This window comes from Mesorhizobium sp. LNHC209A00, from assembly GCF_000502915.1.
GTDB lineage: Bacteria > Pseudomonadota > Alphaproteobacteria > Rhizobiales > Rhizobiaceae > Mesorhizobium.
In genome coordinates, this window is record NZ_AYWT01000020.1 from 29,570 (window position 1) to 48,657 (window position 19,088).

At 63.1% G+C, this 19,088-nt stretch carries 13 protein-coding genes; 10 read left to right on the forward strand and 3 right to left on the reverse strand.

Translation table 11 applies throughout. From position 1 onward, the window contains the following. Positions 1 to 198 precede the first annotated feature (198 nt). From X739_RS139425 to X739_RS139415, 3 genes are read right to left on the reverse strand one after another with little or no spacing between them, the layout of a single operon-like run. Positions 199 to 1,122 (reverse strand): carbohydrate kinase, encoded by a 924-nt coding sequence (locus X739_RS139425; RefSeq protein WP_023771507.1) that lies wholly within the window; start codon positions 1,120 to 1,122, stop codon positions 199 to 201. Continuing rightward, on the reverse strand, positions 1,119 to 1,565 hold the full coding sequence (locus X739_RS139420; protein WP_023771508.1) for an RbsD/FucU domain-containing protein: 447 nt from the start codon (positions 1,563 to 1,565) through the stop codon (positions 1,119 to 1,121). The genes X739_RS139425 and X739_RS139420 overlap by 4 nt, the downstream gene beginning before the upstream one ends. A gap of 1 nt (position 1,566) precedes the next feature. Beyond that, the gene (locus X739_RS139415; RefSeq protein ID WP_023771509.1) at positions 1,567 to 2,793 is read right to left on the reverse strand and encodes an ROK family transcriptional regulator; all 1,227 of its coding nucleotides are present in this window, start codon (positions 2,791 to 2,793) and stop codon (positions 1,567 to 1,569) included. Between the two features lie 228 nt (positions 2,794 to 3,021). Between X739_RS139415 and X739_RS139410 the strand changes: the two genes are divergently transcribed. The 10 genes from X739_RS139410 (at position 3,022) to X739_RS139365 (ending at position 19,060) form a co-directional block, all read left to right on the forward strand. Next, a complete protein-coding gene (locus X739_RS139410) occupies positions 3,022 to 4,038 on the forward strand; it encodes a sugar ABC transporter substrate-binding protein (protein WP_023771510.1) in 1,017 nt (338 codons plus the stop codon). A 156-nt stretch (positions 4,039 to 4,194) separates the two neighbouring features. Continuing rightward, a complete protein-coding gene (locus tag X739_RS139405; protein ID WP_023771511.1) occupies positions 4,195 to 5,256 on the forward strand; it encodes an ABC transporter permease in 1,062 nt (353 codons plus the stop codon). Continuing rightward, complete coding sequence (locus tag X739_RS139400; protein ID WP_023771512.1) at positions 5,253 to 6,035, forward strand: ATP-binding cassette domain-containing protein; 783 nt, start codon at positions 5,253 to 5,255, stop codon at positions 6,033 to 6,035. Before X739_RS139405 ends, X739_RS139400 begins: the two co-directional genes overlap by 4 nt. Positions 6,036 to 6,168: 133 nt before the next feature. After that, positions 6,169 to 8,631 (forward strand): glycogen/starch/alpha-glucan phosphorylase, encoded by a 2,463-nt coding sequence (locus X739_RS139395; RefSeq protein WP_023771513.1) that lies wholly within the window; start codon positions 6,169 to 6,171, stop codon positions 8,629 to 8,631. A 71-nt stretch (positions 8,632 to 8,702) separates the two neighbouring features. Continuing rightward, positions 8,703 to 10,916 (forward strand): 1,4-alpha-glucan branching protein GlgB, encoded by a 2,214-nt coding sequence (glgB, locus tag X739_RS139390; RefSeq protein ID WP_023796072.1) that lies wholly within the window; start codon positions 8,703 to 8,705, stop codon positions 10,914 to 10,916. Positions 10,917 to 10,967: 51 nt separating this feature from the next. After that, the gene (gene glgC, locus X739_RS139385) at positions 10,968 to 12,233 is read left to right on the forward strand and encodes a glucose-1-phosphate adenylyltransferase (RefSeq protein ID WP_023771515.1); all 1,266 of its coding nucleotides are present in this window, start codon (positions 10,968 to 10,970) and stop codon (positions 12,231 to 12,233) included. 101 nt (positions 12,234 to 12,334) lie between these two features. Continuing rightward, complete coding sequence (gene glgA, locus X739_RS139380) at positions 12,335 to 13,780, forward strand: glycogen synthase GlgA (RefSeq protein WP_023796073.1); 1,446 nt, start codon at positions 12,335 to 12,337, stop codon at positions 13,778 to 13,780. Between the two features lie 3 nt (positions 13,781 to 13,783). Continuing rightward, positions 13,784 to 15,412 (forward strand): alpha-D-glucose phosphate-specific phosphoglucomutase, encoded by a 1,629-nt coding sequence (locus X739_RS139375; protein WP_023796074.1) that lies wholly within the window; start codon positions 13,784 to 13,786, stop codon positions 15,410 to 15,412. A 16-nt stretch (positions 15,413 to 15,428) separates the two neighbouring features. Further along, positions 15,429 to 17,429 carry a glycogen debranching protein GlgX gene (gene glgX, locus X739_RS139370; protein WP_023796075.1) on the forward strand — a complete coding sequence of 667 codons (2,001 nt, stop codon included), beginning with the start codon at positions 15,429 to 15,431 and terminating at the stop codon, positions 17,427 to 17,429. Further along, entirely contained in the window at positions 17,426 to 19,060 is a 1,635-nt protein-coding gene (locus tag X739_RS139365; protein WP_023796076.1) for an alpha-glucosidase family protein, read from the forward strand. The genes glgX and X739_RS139365 overlap by 4 nt, the downstream gene beginning before the upstream one ends. The last annotated feature ends 28 nt before the right edge of the window (positions 19,061 to 19,088 follow it).

Below are 19,088 nucleotides of genomic sequence, written 5' to 3' on the forward strand. Positions count from 1 at the left end.
GCTGGTACCAGACTTGGCGCGGCTGAAAAAGCCGGCTGCGGATCGGGGACTTGGTGCAAGTGTCGCAGCCCGTTACCACATTTTGCCGGCATATTGTCCCACAAAGCCGGGAATCCGGGGTTGGCGGTACAATTCAGCTCATTCTTATCGAGGTTTTCCGGCGCCTGGAAACATAAAGTGATCGCGCTGGAGAGCCGATCAGCCGATCTCGTGCCGCCAGGGGGGATTGGCGCCGGCTCGTGATACCGTCACTGCCGCCGCCTTGGCGCCGAGCGCCAATGCTTTGCGAATAGCGTCCTCGGACAGGCTGGAAATCGCCGCCTTCGTCAACAGGCCTTGCTCATGCAGGGAGGCAAGGATGCCGGCGTTGAACGTGTCTCCGGCGCCGACGGTGTCCACCACCTTCACTGTGTCTGGCATGACGGTGACACGATGCTGTTTGCTGTAGCCAACGGCACCCTCGCTGCCATGCGTGACGACGATCAGCTTCGGGCCGCGGTCGAGCCAATTGCGCACGACATCCTCGTGCGAGCCGGCTTCGCCGAACCAGTCGAGGTCTTCGTCCGACAGTTTGACGATGTCGGCCATCGCCATCATCTCCCGGATGCGCCTGAGGTGCTTGGCCTTGTCGGGAATGAAGTTCGGCCGGATGTTGGGATCGAGCATCATCACGCGGGCCCCATGCTCGCGCTGCATGAATTCCTCATAGGCCGACCCAGCCGGCTCCGAGATCAGGCTGATGGCGCCGAACAGCATCGCCTCGATCTCGCTGCCGAGTTGCGGCAGGTCTTCGATGGTCAGCATGCGCCCGGCCGTGTTCTCGTCATAGAAGGTGTAGGTCGCCTGGCCATTGTTCAGCCGCACGAACGCCAGGGTCGTCGGTCGGGGCGAGGTGTGTGCGTAGGTGGAACTGACCTTGCTCGCCCCCAACGCGTCCCTGAATTGACCGCCGAACAGGTCCGACGACAGGCCCGAGAAGAAGCCGGCCGGCGCGCCCAAGCGGCCGAGCGCTATCGCTGTGTTGAAGACAGCGCCGCCGACATAGGGGGCAAAAGCCGGCTCATTCTCCGTGGTGGTGCGCGGCAGCATGTCGATCAAGGCTTCACCGCAGCAGAGGATCATGGCTTCTCGGTCTCCGGCGGATAGATCACGCCCTTGCGGATGATGATGTTGGCGTAAAGCCGCGGCTCGCTTGTCGCGACGATGGCATGCGCCGATTTGACCCGTGCATAGAAGTCGGCGCCGGCCAGCGCAACCACCTTGCGGCCCGGCGCGCGTTTGGCGCAGATCGCCTCCATTTCACGATGGACAGGGTCGGCACGCGACGGATCGCCTTTCACCGAGGCGCGAAACAGCGCCTCCGGCACGACATCGTCGACCGGAAGCAGCGTCAGTATCGCGTCGAGTACGGGCATGAGGGCATGGCCATCGGTCCTGATGAGGCGCCTTGCCTGCTCCTGTGCCGGATAGTTCCCGTCGACCAGGGCAATCTCGTCACCATGGCCCATGGCGCGCAACGTCGCCAGAAGCTCCGGACCAAGCAGCGCCGGAATCCCGATCAGCATTTCACGCGCCCCTGGAGATCGTCGTCGAACCGATCAGGAAGCGTTCGGAAAGCGGCAGGCTGGCGCCCCCGAGCGCCCGGGCATGGATACCCACGCTTCCCTCGCGGACGGCCGGGAGTTTCAGCCCTTCGCCGTCGATGGCGCCGATTGCCGTCACGACCGCCTCGACCAGCCTCTGGCGCACGGCCTTCGGCATCCAGCCGTCGATCACCGCGGCTTCGAAATCGATGACCGAGGACGCTGCCACGATGGCGTAAGCGAGCGCCTGCGAGGCGCTGGCGATCCACTCGTCGAGCGCGGCGCCGATCTCCCCCCAATCCTCGGGTGAGGTCCACAGATAGGATGCCTCGACGCCACGCGCATTGAGTTTTTTTTCGAGCATGGCGATCGAGGCCACGTCGATCAGCTGGGTCGGTTTTCCATCCGGCCCCGGCACAGGCATGGAGCCGAGTGCGCCGGCATTGCCGGTCGGCCCGCCAAACAGCCGGCCGTTGAGCACGATGCCGCCGCCGGCAAAGGCGCCGATGTAGAAATAGACGAAATCCCGCGCCGCGCCCGTCTGGCCAAAGACCAGTTCGGCGCCGCAGGCAGAGGTGGCATCGTTCTGCAGATAGACCGGAAAGTCGCACTGCGCCTGGATGTCGGTCCTGATGTCACGATGGCGCCATTCGTCCATCACGTCGCGCGGGGCGCCGGCGGTGTCGGCCCAGTTCCAGAGCTCGAACGGCATGGCGATGCCAAGTCCGGCGATGCGCTTGTCCTGTGCCGGCGTCAGCTCGCCACGCATCGTCTTCATGCCTGAAGTGACGAACTCGACCGTCTCGCGTGGGGCAGGGTAGCGGTAGGAATGCTGCAGCATCGCGCGCACCTGTCCGAGGAAATCGATCAGCACGAGTTCGGCGCTGCGGCGGCCGATCTTGAGGCCGATGAAGAAGGCGCCTTCGGGGTTGAGCGCCATGGGGATCGAGGGCTGGCCGATCTTGCCGCGCAACGGCGCTTGGCGCACGAGCAGGCTTTCTTCCTCCAACTCGCGCATGATGACCGAGACCGTCTGCGCCGAAAGTCCGGTCATGCGGGCAATGTCGGACTTCGCCAGACTGCCGTGCTGGCGCACCAGCGAAAGCACCAGGCGCTCGTTGTGGTCGCGCATGCCGCTCTGGTTGGTGCCGCGGTGAATGAGGCTCTCGTTCGCTTCGGGCGAACCATGCCTCGCAGTGGCCGTCTCCACCCTGTTCCTCCCGTCGTTTCCCCACAATGCTTTTGGGTCAGAATGAGTGAACGACGCAATGCTGTCAATAATAAATAAGAGTGATTTAATTATTGACAGATGCCCTGGCGTGGTGTTCCTTGAGGGGGCATCCGCGCTGGGAGAAGTCGCCTGGATGCCGTGCGGGTGCCGGTTGGCCGGCATTCGAAAATGTTCCACTGGGAGGAAATCGTGACCAATACAAAACTGTTGAAGTCCACCGTTTTCGCGGCGGCCGCGCTGGGTCTGATGGCGTTCGCTTCGTCTGCGTCCGCCGCCGGCGTCGGCGCCTGCCTGATCACCAAGACCGACACCAATCCGTTCTTCGTCAAGATGAAGGAGGGCGCGACCGCCAAGGCCAAGGAACTTGGGGTCGATCTCAAGACCTATGCGGGCAAGATCGACGGTGACAGCGAGAGCCAGGTGGCGGCGATCGAAAGCTGCATCGCCGACGGCGCCAAGGGCATTTTGATAACCGCGTCTGACACCAAGGGCATCGTGCCGACGGTGAAGAAGGCGCGCGATGCGGGCCTACTGGTGATTGCGCTGGACACGCCGCTCGATCCGATCGACGCCGCCGACGCGACCTTCGCCACCGACAATCTGGAGGCCGGCAAGCTGATCGGCGCCTGGGCGGCCGCCACGCTAGGCGACAAGGCAAAGGACGCCAAGATCGGCTTCCTCGACCTGACACCCTCGCAGCCGACGGTGGACGTTCTGCGCGACCAGGGCTTCATGATGGGCTACGGCATCGACGTGAAGGACCCCAACAAGATCGGCGATGAGACCGATCCGCGCATCGTCGGCCATGATGTGACGAACGGTAACGAGGAAGGCGGCCGCAAGGCGATGGAAAACCTTCTGCAAAAGGACAACACCATTACCGTCATCCACACTATCAACGAGCCGGCCGCGGTCGGCGCCTATCAGGCGCTCAAGGCTGTCGGCCTCGAAAGCCAGGTGCTGATCGTCTCGGTCGACGGTGGTTGCCCCGGTGTGAAGTCGGTCGCCGAAGGCGTGATCGGCGCCACCTCGCAGCAATATCCGCTGCAGATGGCCGCACTCGGCATCGAGGCGATCGCCGCTTTCGCCAAGGACGGCACCAAGCCGAAGCCGACCGAGGGCAAGAACTTCTTCGACACCGGCGTCAACCTCGTCACCGACAAGCCGGCGACGGGCGTCAAGTCCATCGACACCAAGGAAGGCCTCGCCAAGTGCTGGGGCTGATACTGGCCTGACCGGCAACGGAACCGACGCGGCCGGGGACTTGATCCCCGGCCGCATCGGGTGGACGATGCATCACTGTAAACGCAGATAATCCCGGCGACAGACCGGAGGCGTGGACGGCGTCAGCGCGTGGCTGAAGCCCTACGGGGAGGAAACATGGCTCAAGCTCAGGAATTCGAGAAGGTTCTCTCGGCCAGTGATACAAGTGTAGCCGCTTTTGACGAGCACAAATCAGCCGTCAAGCGCATCCAGCATTTTCTGCATTCGACGCCCGCGGCGGTGCCGCTGATCGTGCTGCTTCTGTCGATCGTCATCTTCGGCATCACTATCGGAGGGCGGTTCTTCTCGTCCTACACGCTGACGCTGATCCTGCAGCAGATTGCCATCGTCGGCATTCTCGGGGCCGCGCAGACACTGGTCATCCTGACCGCCGGCATCGACCTTTCGATAGGGGTGATCATGGTGATTTCGGCGGTGATCATGGGCAATTGCGCGGTCAGCTACGGCATGCCGAGCGTGCTCGCCGTGGCGATCGGGCTTGCCGCCGGTGCGGCTTGCGGGCTGCTGAACGGGCTGCTGGTCGCCTATATGAAGCTGCCGCCCTTCATCGTGACGCTTGGCACCTGGAACATCGTCATGGCCACGAACTTCATCTATTCGGCCAATGAGACGATCCGCGACACCGACGTCGACAACCAGGCACCGCTGCTGCACCTGTTTGCCCTGAGCTTCAAGGTCGGCACGGCGGTGCTGACGCTCGGCGTCATCGCCACGGTCGTGCTCGTGATGGTTCTTTGGTACGTGCTCAACCATACGGCATGGGGCCGTCATGTCTACGCCGTCGGCGACGACCAGGAGGCGGCGAAGTTGTCGGGTATCCAGACCAAGAAGGTGCTGATGACGGTCTACACCCTTGCCGGGCTGATCGCCGCTTTCGCGGCCTGGGTCTCCATCGGCCGCAACGGCTCGATCTCGCCGTCCGCCGCTGTGACCGACTACAATCTGCAGGCGATCACCGCGACGGTGATCGGCGGTATTTCTCTCTTCGGCGGCCGCGGCTCCATCCTCGGCACGCTGTTCGGCGCGATGATCGTCGGCGTCGTCTCGATGGGGCTCAATATGCTGGGCGCCGATCCGCAATGGAAAGTACTGCTCACCGGCGTGCTGATCATCGGCGCCGTCGCCATCGACCAATGGATCAGAAAGGTTTCGGCATGACCCAGGAACCCATCCTCACCGCACGCGGTCTGGTCAAGCGCTATGGCCGCGTCACCGCTCTCGACAATGCCGATTTCGACCTTTACCCCGGCGAAATCCTCGCCGTCATCGGCGACAACGGCGCCGGCAAGTCGTCGCTCATCAAGGCGATTTCCGGCGCGGCCGTGCCGGACGAAGGCGAAATCCGGCTTGAAGGCAAACCCGTGTCCTTCAAGTCGCCGATGGAAGCTCGCGAAGCCGGCATCGAAACCGTATACCAGAACCTGGCCTTGTCGCCGGCGCTGTCGATCGCCGACAACATGTTCCTTGGCCGCGAGATCCGCAAACCCGGCTTCGTCGGCCAGTGGCTTCGCATGCTGGACCGTCCGGCAATGGAAAAGCGTGCCCGCGACAAGCTCACCGAACTCGGCTTGATGACCATCCAGAATATCAGCCAGGCGGTGGAGACCCTGTCGGGCGGCCAACGCCAGGGCGTGGCGGTGGCCCGCGCCGCCGCCTTCGGGTCGAAGATGGTCATCATGGACGAGCCGACGGCGGCGCTCGGTGTCAAGGAGAGCCGCCGCGTGCTCGAACTGATCCTCGACGTGAAGAAGCGCGGCCTGCCGATCGTGCTTATCTCGCACAACATGCCGCACGTCTTCGAGGTGGCGGACCGCATCCACATCCACCGTCTGGGCCGTCGACTGTGCGTCATCGACCCCAAGCAATATACCATGTCCGACGCCGTTGCCTTCATGACCGGGGCAAAAGCACCCCCGGAGGCGGCTTTGGCGGCCTGACTGCCAACTTGCCGCGGGGTAAGCAGACGGGGGCGTTCTCTAAATCGATTGAAAACATGTTGCAATGCACTAGGATGGGCTGGGAGAAACGGCGAAAGCCGGTATGATCAGGCCAAACCGAACGAGAGGCGATATGACATCCGCCATGACGATCGAAGCCCCCGCTCTCGACAATCCCGATCCCAAGACGCTTGCTGAAGAAGTCTTGATGTCGCTCAAGTACCGGGTCGGCAAGGACACCACCGTCGCGACCCAGTACGACTGGCTGACCGCCACGATCAAGGTCGTGCGCGACCGCGTCGTCGACCATTGGATGCAGGCGACCAAGGAAGCTTACGACCAACAGGAAAAGCGCGTTTACTACCTGTCGCTCGAATTCCTGATTGGGCGTCTGATGCGCGACGCCTTTTCCAATCTCGGCCTGATGGAGAACATGCGTGAGGCGCTGTCGTCGCTCGGCGTCGATCTCGACCTGATCGCGGCGCTGGAACCGGACGCGGCCCTCGGCAATGGCGGCCTTGGCCGGCTCGCCGCCTGCTTCATGGAAAGCATGGCCACCGTCGACATCCCCGCGCATGGCTACGGCATCCGCTATGCCAACGGCATGTTCCGCCAGGAAATCCACGATGGCTGGCAGGTCGAGTTACCCGAGACCTGGCTTGACCACGGCAACCCCTGGGAATTCGAGCGGCGCGAGCGCTCCTTCGAAGTCGGTTTCGGTGGTTCGGTCGAATCGATCACCTCGAAGGACGGCCGCCTCGAACGCCATGTCTGGAAGCCGAGGGAGCATGTGCTTGCGGTCGCCTATGACACGCCCGTGGCTGGCTGGCGGGCCAAGCGCGTCAACACGCTGCGCCTGTGGTCCGGCATGCCGATCGACCCGATCCGGCTCGACAAGTTCAACGCCGGCGACCACATAGGGGCGCTGGCCGAAAGCAACAAGGCCGATGCGCTGTCGCGGGTGCTCTATCCAGCCGATTCCCACATGGCCGGGCAGGAGCTCAGGCTTCGCCAGGAATACTTCTTCTCCACCGCTTCGCTGCAGGACATCCTGCAGCGCCATCTCAGCCAATATGGCGATCTCAAGTCTCTGCCCGACAAAGCGGCGATCCACCTCAACGACACCCATCCGGCGATCGCCGTGCCCGAGCTGATGCGGCTCTTGATGGATGTCCATGGCATGGATTTCGATCTCGCCTGGGATGTCACCAAGCGCACCTTCGGCTACACCAACCACACGCTGTTGCCAGAGGCACTGGAAAGCTGGCCGGTGCCGCTGTTCGAGCGGCTTTTGCCGCGCCACATGCAGATCGTCTACGCCATCAACGCGCAGGTGCTGCTCGAAGCCCGCGCCACCGATCAGTTCTCGGACGAGCAGATCAGCCGTATCTCGCTTATCCAGGAGAATGGCGACCGCCGGGTGCGCATGGGCAATTTGGCCTTCGTCGGCTCGCATTCGATCAACGGCGTGTCGGCGCTGCACACCGAGTTGATGAAGGAGACGGTCTTCGCCGACCTCCACAAACTTTATCCCGATCGCATCAACAACAAGACCAACGGCATCACGCCGCGGCGCTGGCTCATCCAGTGCAATCCAGGCCTCACCGCGCTTGCCCGCGAGGCGATCGGCGACCGCTTCATGGATGACATCGAAGCGATCAAGGGGCTCGATCCTCTCGCCGACGACACCGCCTTTCGCGAAAAATTCGCCGCCGTGAAACGCCAGAACAAGGTGAGGCTTGCCAATCTGGTCGCCGATCGCCTCGGCATCAAGCTCGATCCTTCGGCGCTCTTCGACATTCAGGTCAAGCGTATCCACGAATACAAACGCCAGCTGCTCAATATCCTCGAAGCGATCGCGCTCTATGACCAGATCCGTTCGCATCCCGAACGCGACTGGATGCCACGCGTGAAATTCTTCGGCGGCAAGGCCGCGCCCAGCTACCACAACGCCAAGCTGATCATCAAACTGGCCAACGACGTCGCCAAAGTGATCAACAGCGACCCTTCGGTGCGCGGGCTGCTAAAGGTCGTGTTCGTGCCGAACTACAATGTCAGCCTGGCCGAGGTGCTGATGCCAGCCGCCGATCTTTCGGAGCAAATCTCGACCGCCGGCATGGAAGCCTCTGGCACGGGCAACATGAAGTTCGCGCTGAACGGCGCGCTGACCATCGGCACGCTCGACGGCGCCAATGTCGAGATCAAGGAGCATGTTGGCGACGACAACATCTTCATCTTCGGCCTCACCACCGAAGAAGTCGCCGAGCGGCGCAACAATGGCTACAATCCGCGCGGCGTCATCGAGGCATCCCCCGAACTGGCGCAGGCGGTTGCGGCCGTTTCGTCGGGCGTCTTCTCGCCCGATGATCCCAATCGCTACCGCGACCTCATCAATGGCCTCTATGACAGCGACTGGTTCATGGTCGCGGCGGATTTCGACGCCTATGCCGCCTGCCAGCGCGAGGTGGACGCCGTCTGGCGCAACAGCCCCGAATGGTACGCGCGCGCCATCCGCAACGTCGCGCGGGTCGGCTGGTTCTCCTCCGATCGCACGATCCGCCAATATGCGAAAGAAATCTGGAACGTACCCGTCTGATATGATTGCATAAGGCCACGAACGATGGCCGCAAAAACAAACACTTGGTGCCCGGGGAGGGCGACCGCCTGATGAGGAAGCTGCGCGCGACCGCTGCGACAAGCGGGCCGGACGGACTGGCGCCAGCCAGCGATGTCGAGGCGATTGTCGCCGGTACGCACGGCAACCCCTTTGCGGTTCTCGGTGTCCAGGAGGCCGGCAAGAGCCTGTTCGCACGCTGTTTCGTTCCGCACGCGCAGTCTGTTACCGCCTATACTCTGAGTGGCATCGAGGCCGGCGAATTGACCAGGCGCGACGAGGCCGGTTTCTTCGAAGGCAAGCTGTCGATCAAGAAGCGCCAGCCGCTGCGCTACCACGCCCGCAATGCCGGCGGCGACTGGTGGCTGACCGATCCCTATTCGTTCGGTCCGGTACTCGGGCCGATGGACGATTACTACATCGCCGAGGGTTCGCATCTCAGGCTGTTCGACAAGCTCGGCGCGCATGTCATCGAGCACGAAGGCGCTTCCGGCGTGCATTTCGCTGTGTGGGCCCCGAATGCCAGGCGCGTTTCGGTGGTCGGTGACTTCAACGACTGGGACGGCCGCCAGCACACGATGCGCGACCGTCGCGACACCGGCATCTGGGAGCTGTTCATTCCCGATATCGGTGCCGGCCGGCCCTATAAATATGAAATTATCGGTCCCGATGGCGTGAGGTTGCCGCTGAAGGCCGATCCGTTCGCCTTCAAATCAGAGCTGCGCCCGGCAACCGCCTCGGTGACCGCGGTGCCGCCGGCGCATGCATGGGGTGACGAGGCTCATCGCGGTTTCTGGCGCAACGCCGACCCTCGCCGCGAGGCCATCTCGATCTACGAGGTGCACGCCGGGTCCTGGCAGCTTGGCGATGACGGCACCTTCCTGTCATGGGATGAGCTGGCCGACCGGCTGATCCCCTATGTAATCGAGACCGGGTTTACCCATATCGAATTCCTGCCGATCTCCGAGCATCCCTATGACCCGTCCTGGGGTTATCAGACAACCGGCCTCTACGCGCCGTCGGCCCGCTTCGGCGATCCGGACGGCTTTGCCCGCTTTGTCGACGGCGCCCACCGTGCCGGCGTCGGCGTCATCCTCGACTGGGTGCCGGCGCATTTTCCTGTCGACGAGCACGGTCTGGTCCATTTCGACGGCACCGCGCTCTACGAGCATGCCGACCCGCGCAAGGGCTTCCATCCGGACTGGAACACCGCGATCTACAATTTCGGCCGCCGCGAGGTGGTGTCGTTCCTGGTCAACAACGCGCTGTTCTGGGCCGAAAAATACCATGTCGACGGTCTTCGCGTCGACGCGGTCGCCTCGATGCTCTACCTCGACTATTCGCGCAGGGCCGGCGAATGGATCCCCAATGAGAAGGGTGGGCGCGAAAACCTCGAGGCGGTCAGCTTCCTGCAGAAGATGAACAAGGAGGTGTACGGCCACCATCCGGGCGTCATGACCATCGCCGAGGAATCGACGTCATGGCCAAAGGTCTCGGCGCCTGTCCATGAAGGCGGGCTGGGCTTCGGCTTCAAATGGAACATGGGCTTCATGCACGACACGCTGGAGTATTTTTCCAAGGAGCCGATTTTCCGCAAGCATCACCACAACGAGCTGACCTTCGGCCTGACCTACGCCTTCTCGGAGAATTTCGTACTGCCGCTCTCGCATGACGAGGTCGTGCACGGCAAAGGCACGCTGCTGGGCAAGATGGCCGGCGACGACTGGCAGAAATTCGCGACCTTGCGTGCCTATTACGGCTTCATGTGGGGTTATCCCGGCAAGAAGCTGCTGTTCATGGGCCAGGAATTCGCGCAGCGACGCGAATGGAGCGAAGCGCGCGCGCTTGATTGGGACCTGCTCGATTTCCGCACGCATCGCGGCGTCTGGCAGACGGTGCGCGACCTCAACTATCTCTATCGTTCACGCCCGGCCCTGCATGGCCGCGACTGCGAGCCGGAAGGGTTTTCCTGGCTGATCGTCGACGACAGCCAGAATTCGGTTTTCGCCTGGGTGCGCAGCGCTCCCGGCGGCAATCCCGTCGCCGTCATCTCCAATTTCACACCGGTGCCGCGCGACAATTATCGTGTGCCGCTGCCGAAGGCCGGCAAGTGGCGCGAGATCATCAACACCGACGCTTCCGAATATGGCGGCTCCGGCATGGGCAATGGCGGGATGGTCGAGGCAAGGGCGGAGGGCAAGAGCATCTCGGCAACAATGCTTTTGCCTCCGCTGTCGACGATCATGCTTGAACTCGCTGCCGACTGAACTCGTTAAGGCTGGTTAGCGCATCGATACGAGTAACTTGGGAGGGTATAAATGGCAGACTTGAAAAGAACCCAGCCGCTGGCCCGCGACGCCATGGCCTACGTGTTGGCCGGCGGGCGCGGCAGCCGCCTCAAGGAACTGACCGACCGACGGGCCAAGCCTGCGGTCTATTTCGGCGGCAAAACGCGCATCATTGATTTCGCGCTCTCCAATGCGCTCAACTCCGGCATCCGCCGCCTCGGCGTCGCCACCCAATACAAGGCGCATTCGCTGATCCGCCACCTGCAGCGGGGCTGGAACTTCCTGCGGCCCGAACGAAACGAGAGTTTCGACATCCTGCCGGCCAGCCAGCGTGTGTCGGAAACGCAGTGGTATGAGGGGACGGCGGACGCCGTCTACCAGAACATCGATATCATCGAGGCCTATGGCCCGGAATACATGGTTATTCTGGCCGGCGATCACATCTACAAGATGGATTACGAGTTGATGCTGCGCCAGCATGTCGATGCCGGCGCCGATGTCACGGTTGGCTGCCTCGAAGTGCCGCGCATGGAGGCGACCGGCTTCGGCGTCATGCATGTCGATGCCAAGGACAACATCATCGCCTTTGTCGAAAAGCCCGCCGACCCGCCCGGCATTCCGGGTAACCCGGAATTGGCCCTGGCCTCGATGGGCATCTACGTTTTCAAGACCAAGTTCCTGATGGAACAACTGCGCCGCGACGCCGCCGAGCCGGGCTCCAGCCGCGACTTCGGCAAGGACATCATCCCCTATATCGTCACGCACGGTAAGGCGATCGCGCACCGCTTCACCAAGTCCTGCGTGCGTTCGACCGCTGAGAACGAGGCCTACTGGCGCGATGTCGGCACGGTCGACGCTTATTGGGAGGCCAACATCGACCTGACCGACGTGACGCCTGAACTCGACCTCTACGACCGCGACTGGCCGATCTGGACCTATGCCGAACTGAAGCCGCCGGCAAAGTTCGTGCATGACGAGGACGGCAGGCGCGGTTCCGCGATCTCGTCGCTGGTGTCGGGCGATTGCATCGTCTCGGGCGCTTCGCTGAAGAAAAGCCTGATCTTCACCGGCGCGCGCATCAATTCCTATTCGACGCTGGAAGAGGTTGTCATGCTGCCCGACGTTCATGTCGGCCGGAACGCAAAGTTGAAGCGCGTCGTCATCGACCACGGTGTAAGGATACCCGAAGGGCTGGTGGTCGGCGAGGATCCCGTCCTCGATGCCAAGCGCTTCCGGGTTTCGGAAAAGGGTATCTGCCTGATCACACAGGACATGATCAACAAGTTGTCGACCTGAACAGGTTGATCAAAAAGCTGTCACTTTAGGGTGTTGTGCATGTCGTGGTCCAAACCGCACACGGTTTGGGCGGCATGGATGGGAAGCGGATCGTTAAGCGCATGCAGGTTCTGTCGGTCACGCCCGAAATCTTCCCGCTGATCAAGACAGGCGGGCTTGCCGACGTAGCCGGCGCGCTGCCCATTGCGCTCGCGGCCAAGGGCGTCACCATGCGCACGCTCGTTCCTGGCTTTCCCGTGGTGATGGGCACCTTCAAGAAAAAGAAGGCCGTCTATCAGTATCCCTTGCTGCAGGGCGGCAAGGCCTCGGTCCATGCTGTCCAGGTCGCCGGGCTCGATTTGTTCGTGCTCGACGCGCCGCATCTGTTTGACCGCCCCGGCGGCCCCTATGGCAACGCCTCGGGCGCGGACTGGCCGGACAATTGGCGGCGCTTCGCGGCGCTGAGCCAGGCCGGTGCCGATATCGCCGGGGGCGCCATCTCAGGCTACCTGCCAGACATCGTGCACGCCCATGACTGGCAGTCGGCGATGACGCTAGCCTATATGCGCTATGGCAAGGCGGTCGGCACACCATCGATGATGACCGTCCACAATCTCGCCTTCCAGGGCCAGTTCGGGGCTGGCATCTTCGGCGAGCTCGGCCTGCCGGCCGCGGCGATGGCGCTTGACGGCGTCGAATATTATGGCGGCGTCGGCTTCCTCAAGGCTGGCCTGCAGGCCGCCTGGGCGATCACCACGGTGAGCCCGACCTATGCGCAGGAGATCCGTTCACCGGAATTCGGCATGGGGCTCGACGGTCTCATCAACATGCGTTCCAGCGATCTCCACGGCATCGTCAACGGCATCGACACCTCCATCTGGGATCCGGCAACCGACAAGCATCTGGTATCGACCTATACGGCAGAAACGTTGAAGGCCCGCGCGCCGAACAGGGCCGCCGTCGAGGACCGTTTCGGCCTCGACCGTGACGGCAGTCCCATCGTCTGCGTCGTCAGCCGGCTGACCTGGCAGAAGGGCATGGACATATTGGCGACGGTGGTCGACGGCATCGTCGCGACAGGCGCAAGGCTGGCCATCCTTGGCTCGGGCGACGCCGGCCTCGAAGGCGCGCTGCTGGCCGCGGCCGCACGCCATCGTGGCCGCATCGGCGTGGTCGTCGGCTATGACGAGGGGCTGTCGCACACCATGCAGGGCGGCTGCGACGCCATCGTCATCCCGTCGCGCTTCGAGCCTTGCGGGCTGACGCAGCTTTACGGCCTGCGCTATGGCTGCGTGCCGATCGTCGCCCGCACCGGCGGCCTGGCCGACACCATCATTGACGCCAATGAAGCAGCGTTTGCCGCCGGCGTGGCGACCGGCTTTCAGTTTGCCCCCAGCAATGGCGGCGCGCTGCTGCACGCAATCCGACGCCTGGCCGACGCCCACGCCAGTCCCGCAATCTTCGAAACCATCCAGCGCCAGGGCATGAAGACCGATGTGTCGTGGGATCGAAGCGCCGAAAAATACGTCGAACTCTATCGCCTGCTGCTTTCGAAAAGGGTTGCCTGAACCATGACACGCACCGTTCCCACCAAGCCCTATTCCGACCAGAAGCCCGGCACGTCGGGCCTGCGCAAGAAGGTGCCCGTGTTCCAGCAGGAGCACTATGCCGAGAACTTCATCCAGTCGATTTTTGATGCGCTCGACGGGTTCAAGGGCAAGACCCTGGTGATCGGCGGCGACGGCCGTTTCTATAACCGGGAGGTCATTCAGAAGGCCATCGCCATGGCGGCCGCCAATGGCTTCGGCAAGGTGATGGTCGGGCAGGGCGGCATCCTGTCGACGCCGGCGGCCTCGCATGTCATCCGCAAATACAAGACCTTCGGCGGCATCATCCTCTCGGCCAGCCACAATCCCGGCGGCCCGCACGAGGACTTCGGCATCAAGTACAATGCCGGCAATGGCGGCCCGGCGCCGGAAAAGCTGACCGACGCCATCTTTGCCAAGACCAAGACGATTTCGAGCTTCAAGATCGCCGACATCGACCCGATCGACATCGATACGGTCGGAACAGTCGAGGCTGCCGGCATGACCGTCGAGATCATCGATCCGGTTACCGACTATGCCGAGTTGATGGAGAGCCTGTTCGATTTCGACGCGCTGCGCAAACTGTTCAAGTCGGGCTTCCGGATGCGCTTCGACGCCATGCATGCGGTGACCGGGCCTTACGCCAAGGAAATCCTCGAACACCGCCTCGGCGCACCGAACGGCACCTGCCGCAATTTCAAGCCGCTGCCCGATTTCGGAGGTCATCACCCGGACCCCAACCTGGTCCATGCCAAGCACCTTTATGACGAGATGATGGGTCCGGACGCGCCGGATTTCGGCGCCGCCTCCGATGGCGACGGCGACCGCAACCTGATCATCGGCAAGGGCATTTTCGTCACCCCTTCGGATTCGGTCGCCATGCTCGCCGCCAATGCCCGCCTGGCGCCGGGCTACAAGGATGGGCTGAAAGGCATCGCCCGTTCGATGCCGACCAGTGGCGCGGCCGACCGCGTCGCTCACAAGCTAGGTGTCGGGATTTACGAGACGCCGACCGGCTGGAAGTTCTTCGGCAATCTGCTCGACGCCGGCATGGCGACGATCTGCGGTGAGGAAAGTGCCGGCACCGGCTCAAACCATGTCCGCGAAAAGGACGGTCTGTGGGCGGTGCTCTTGTGGCTCAACATCCTCGCCGCGCGCGGCGAAAGCTGCAAGCACATCGTTACCGAGCATTGGGAGACCTATGGCCGCAACTACTATTCGCGCCACGATTATGAGGAGGTTGAGAGCGACCGCGCCAATGCGCTGGTCGACGAACTCAGGGCCAAGCTCGGCTCGCTGCCGGGCACCAGCGTGCGCGGCCTGAAGATCGCCAATGCCGATGATTTCGCCTATCACGACCCGGTCGACGGCTCGACCAGCGAGCACCAGGGCATAAGGGTGCTGTTCGAAGGCGGCTCGCGCGTGGTCTTTCGGCTTTCGGGCACCGGTACGTCTGGCGCGACCTTGCGCGTCTATATCGAGCGCTACGAGCCCGACAAGTCCAGGCACGACCTCGACACGCAGGAGGCGCTCGCCGACCTGATTTCGGCGGCCGACGACATTGCCGGGATCAAGAGCCACACCGGGCGCAACAAGCCGAGCGTCATAACTTGAGGGCGATGGAGCGCTCTTGACCCAGCTCGGCGCCACCATCACCAGCGAAGGCATCCGCTTCGCCGCATGGTCCTCGTCGGCGAGACGGCTCTGGGTTTCGATCTTTGACGAGCAGGGAAACCGCGAACTCGATCGTCTCGAGCTGGCGTCGGAAGGCAACGGCGTGCATTCACTCTTTGTCTCCGGCTTGGCCGCGGGCGCGCGCTATGGCCTGCGCGCCGATGGCGACTATGCGCCCGAGCGGGGGCTGTGGTTCGATCCCGACAAGTTGCTCACCGATCCCTACGCCGTCGAAATCGACCGGGCCTACGCCTATCACTGGCGGCTCGCCGCGCGGCGCAATGAGGGCGCCGACACCGCGTCTCTGATGCCCAAGACCGTGACCAGGGCCTTGCCCACGGCTCCACCGACCCTGCCGCCGCTGTTTCGCCCGGGCGGCCTGATCTACGAACTGAACGTCCGCGCCTTCACCAAGCTGCATCCGGATGTACCGCAAGAAAAGCGCGGTACGATCGCTGCTCTTGCCCATCCAGCCATCATCGAGCATCTGCAAAGGCTCGGCGTCTCCGCCGTGGAACTGATGCCGATCACGGCCTCCATCGACGAGCGGCATCTGCCGCCGCTCGGGCTGAGCAACGCCTGGGGCTATAATCCCGTGACCTTCATGGCGCTCGACCCGCGCCTCGCGCCCGGCGGACTGACGGAATTGCAGGGCACTGTCGCCGCGTTGCGCTGGGCCGGCATCGGCACCATTCTCGACCTCGTCTTCAACCACACCGGCGAAAGCGACAGGCTGGGGCCGACGCTCTCGCTGCGCGGCCTCGACAATAACGCCTACTATCGGCACCGGCCGGATGGCGGGCTGGTCAATGACACGGGCACCGGCAACACGATCGCTTGCGACCATCCGGCGATGCGGGAAATGGTGCTCGACACACTTCGTCACTTCGTTCGCCAGGCCGGCGTCGACGGCTTCCGTTTCGATCTGGCTCCGGTGTTGGGCCGGGTCGACGGTGCCTTCGATCCGGAAGCGCCGCTGCTCCAGGCCATCACCCATGATCCGATGCTTTACGACCGCGTGCTGATCGCCGAGCCTTGGGACATCGGGGCAAACGGCTATCAACTCGGCAATTTCCGGCCGCCATTCCTTGAGTGGAACGACCGCTATCGCGACGACGTCAGACGCTTCTGGCGCGGCGATGCCGGCATGGTCGGTGCTCTCGCAACGCGCCTTGCCGGTTCGTCCGACGTGTTCAACAGGGCAGGGGAGCCGGCAAGCCGCGGCGTGAATTTTATCGCAGCCCATGACGGCATGACGCTGGCTGACATCGTCGCTTATGAGCGCAAGCACAACGCGGCCAATGGCGAGCAGGACCGCGACGGCCATAACGCGAACCTGTCCTGGAACAACGGCGTCGAAGGCGAGACGGACGACGCGGCGATCGTCGCGGCCCGTTTCGAAGACCAGCGCGCTCTGCTCGCCACGTTGTTCGCCTCGCACGGCACCATCATGCTGACCGCAGGCGATGAATTCGGTCGCACCCAGAAGGGCAATAACAACGCCTACGCACAAGACAACCTCACTACCTGGCTTGACTGGGCAGGCCGCGATCAGGCGCTGGAGCGTTACGCATGGGCGCTCGGAGCCCTTCGCCAGGCGGTGCCCGCATTGTCGGACACGCGTTTCCTGACCGGAGAACCGATTGAGGCTTCAGGCGTTCCCGACGTCGCTTGGCTGACCGAGACCGGTGAGCTGCTCGACGCGACCGATTGGAACGACACGAGCCGGCATCGCCTCGTCATGCTGTTTGGCGGCGAGGACAACCGGCTTGCCGTTCTGATCAATGGCGACCGCCGCCAATGCGTCTTCACCTTACCGGCGCGGGAAGGTTTTCGATGGCATCCGGCGATCGAAACGCAGGCAACCGACCTTGCGCGCCCATTGCCGGGGCGCAGCGTCAATTTCATGATCGAGAGCCGAGCCGGAGACGGTGGTGCCAGGAAGGGTTCGCGATGACCGGCGAGAGTTTGGGACAGGGAGCCGAATGGTGGCGCGGCTGCGTCATCTATCAGGTCTATCCGCGCTCTTTTCAGGATACTACCGGTGATGGCAGCGGCGATCTCGGCGGCATTACGTCGAGGCTCGCTTATATCGCCTCGCTCGGCGTCGACGCTGTCTGGCTGTCGCCCTTTTTCAAGTCGCCGATGGCCGACATGGGCTATGATGTGTCGGATTATCGCGACGTCGACCCGATGTTTGGAACATTGGCCGATTTTGATGCGCTGATGGCCGAAGCCCACCGGCTCGGCCTGAAAATCATCATCGACCAGGTGCTGTCGCATTCATCCGACAAGCATGAATGGTTCATCGAAAGCCGCGCCAGCCGCGATAATGCCAAGGCCGACTGGTACGTCTGGGCCGATGCGAAGCCCGACGGCGGCGCGCCCAACAATTGGCTATCGGTCTTCGGGGGACCGTCCTGGGAATGGGACGCGACCCGCCGCCAATATTACATGCACAATTTCCTCGCCTCGCAGCCAGACCTCAATTTCCACGATCCGGAAGTCCAGGATGCGTTGCTGGACACAGTGCGGTTCTGGCTCGATCGCGGTGTCGACGGCTTCCGGCTCGACACGGTCAATTACTATGTCCACGACCGCTGGCTGCGCGGCAATCCGCCCTTGGCGTCGAGCGTCGCCGGCACCAACACAGAGACCAACACATACCTCTATCAGGAGCATCTGTTCGACAAGACGCAGCCCGAAAACCTGGCGTTCCTACGGCGCTTCCGCGCGTTGCTCGACGAATATGGCGACCGCGCCGCCGTCGGCGAAATCGGCGACGAGGGTCGCTCGCTGCAGACGCTTGCCGCCTACACCTCCGGCGGCGACAAGCTTCAGATGAGCTACACTTTCGACCTGCTGGGTTCGCGGTTTTCGGCGGCGCATGTGCGCGGCTGCGTCGAGGCCTTCGAAAGCGCGGTGGCCGACGGCTGGGTTTGCTGGGCGTTTTCCAACCATGACGTGGTGCGCCATGTCAGCCGCTGGATGCGGCCTGGTGGCGATCCCGATCTTGTGGCCAAATTCTCGATCATGCTGCTCGCCTGCCTCCGCGGCTCGATCTGCCTCTATCAGGGCGAGGAACTCGGCCTTGAAGAGGCGGAGCTTGCCTACGAGGATCTGCGCGATCCGGTCGGCATCCGCTTCTGGCCAGGCGTGAAGGGCAGGGATGGTTGCCGCACGCCGATGGTCTGGGAGGCCGAGGCCGACAATGCGGGCTTCTCCATAGCAAAACCCTGGCTGCCTGTGCCGGCAAGCCATCGCGCCCGCGCGGTCGATATGCAGAACGGCGAAGAGCAATCGGTGCTGTCGGCCTACCGCTCGGCGCTTGCCTTGCGCAAACAGCATCCGGCGCTGGTCGGCGGCTCGATCCGCTTTTTCGATACCGAGGGCGACGTGCTCGCCTTCATTCGCGAAGGTGGCGAGGAGCGGTTGCTCTGTGTCTTTAATTTCGCTGAGGAGCCGGCGACCTGGCCGTTGGTGGTTGATATCGGACCCGTCACGGCTGTCTTCGGCGGGACCGCTTCTATCGAGGGAAACACCCTCTCGCTGCCAACTCTCGGCTGCTTTCTCGGTCGGCTCGACTGATTGGCACTTCGGTCGTGGCTAGGCCGTC

Bases quoted from the DNA above. Each gene is read 5' to 3' on its own strand.
- X739_RS139425 (WP_023771507.1), bottom strand. From the start codon at position 1,122: ATGATCCTCTGCTGCGGTGAAGCCTTGATCGACATGCTGCCGCGCACC.
- X739_RS139420 (WP_023771508.1), bottom strand. From the start codon at position 1,565: ATGCTGATCGGGATTCCGGCGCTGCTTGGTCCGGAGCTTCTGGCGACG.
- X739_RS139405 (WP_023771511.1), top strand. From the start codon at position 4,195: ATGGCTCAAGCTCAGGAATTCGAGAAGGTTCTCTCGGCCAGTGATACA.
- X739_RS139400 (WP_023771512.1), top strand. From the start codon at position 5,253: ATGACCCAGGAACCCATCCTCACCGCACGCGGTCTGGTCAAGCGCTAT.
- X739_RS139395 (WP_023771513.1), top strand. From the start codon at position 6,169: ATGACATCCGCCATGACGATCGAAGCCCCCGCTCTCGACAATCCCGAT.
- glgB (WP_023796072.1), top strand. From the start codon at position 8,703: ATGAGGAAGCTGCGCGCGACCGCTGCGACAAGCGGGCCGGACGGACTG.
- glgC (WP_023771515.1), top strand. From the start codon at position 10,968: ATGGCAGACTTGAAAAGAACCCAGCCGCTGGCCCGCGACGCCATGGCC.
- glgA (WP_023796073.1), top strand. From the start codon at position 12,335: ATGCAGGTTCTGTCGGTCACGCCCGAAATCTTCCCGCTGATCAAGACA.
- X739_RS139375 (WP_023796074.1), top strand. From the start codon at position 13,784: ATGACACGCACCGTTCCCACCAAGCCCTATTCCGACCAGAAGCCCGGC.
- X739_RS139365 (WP_023796076.1), top strand. From the start codon at position 17,426: ATGACCGGCGAGAGTTTGGGACAGGGAGCCGAATGGTGGCGCGGCTGC.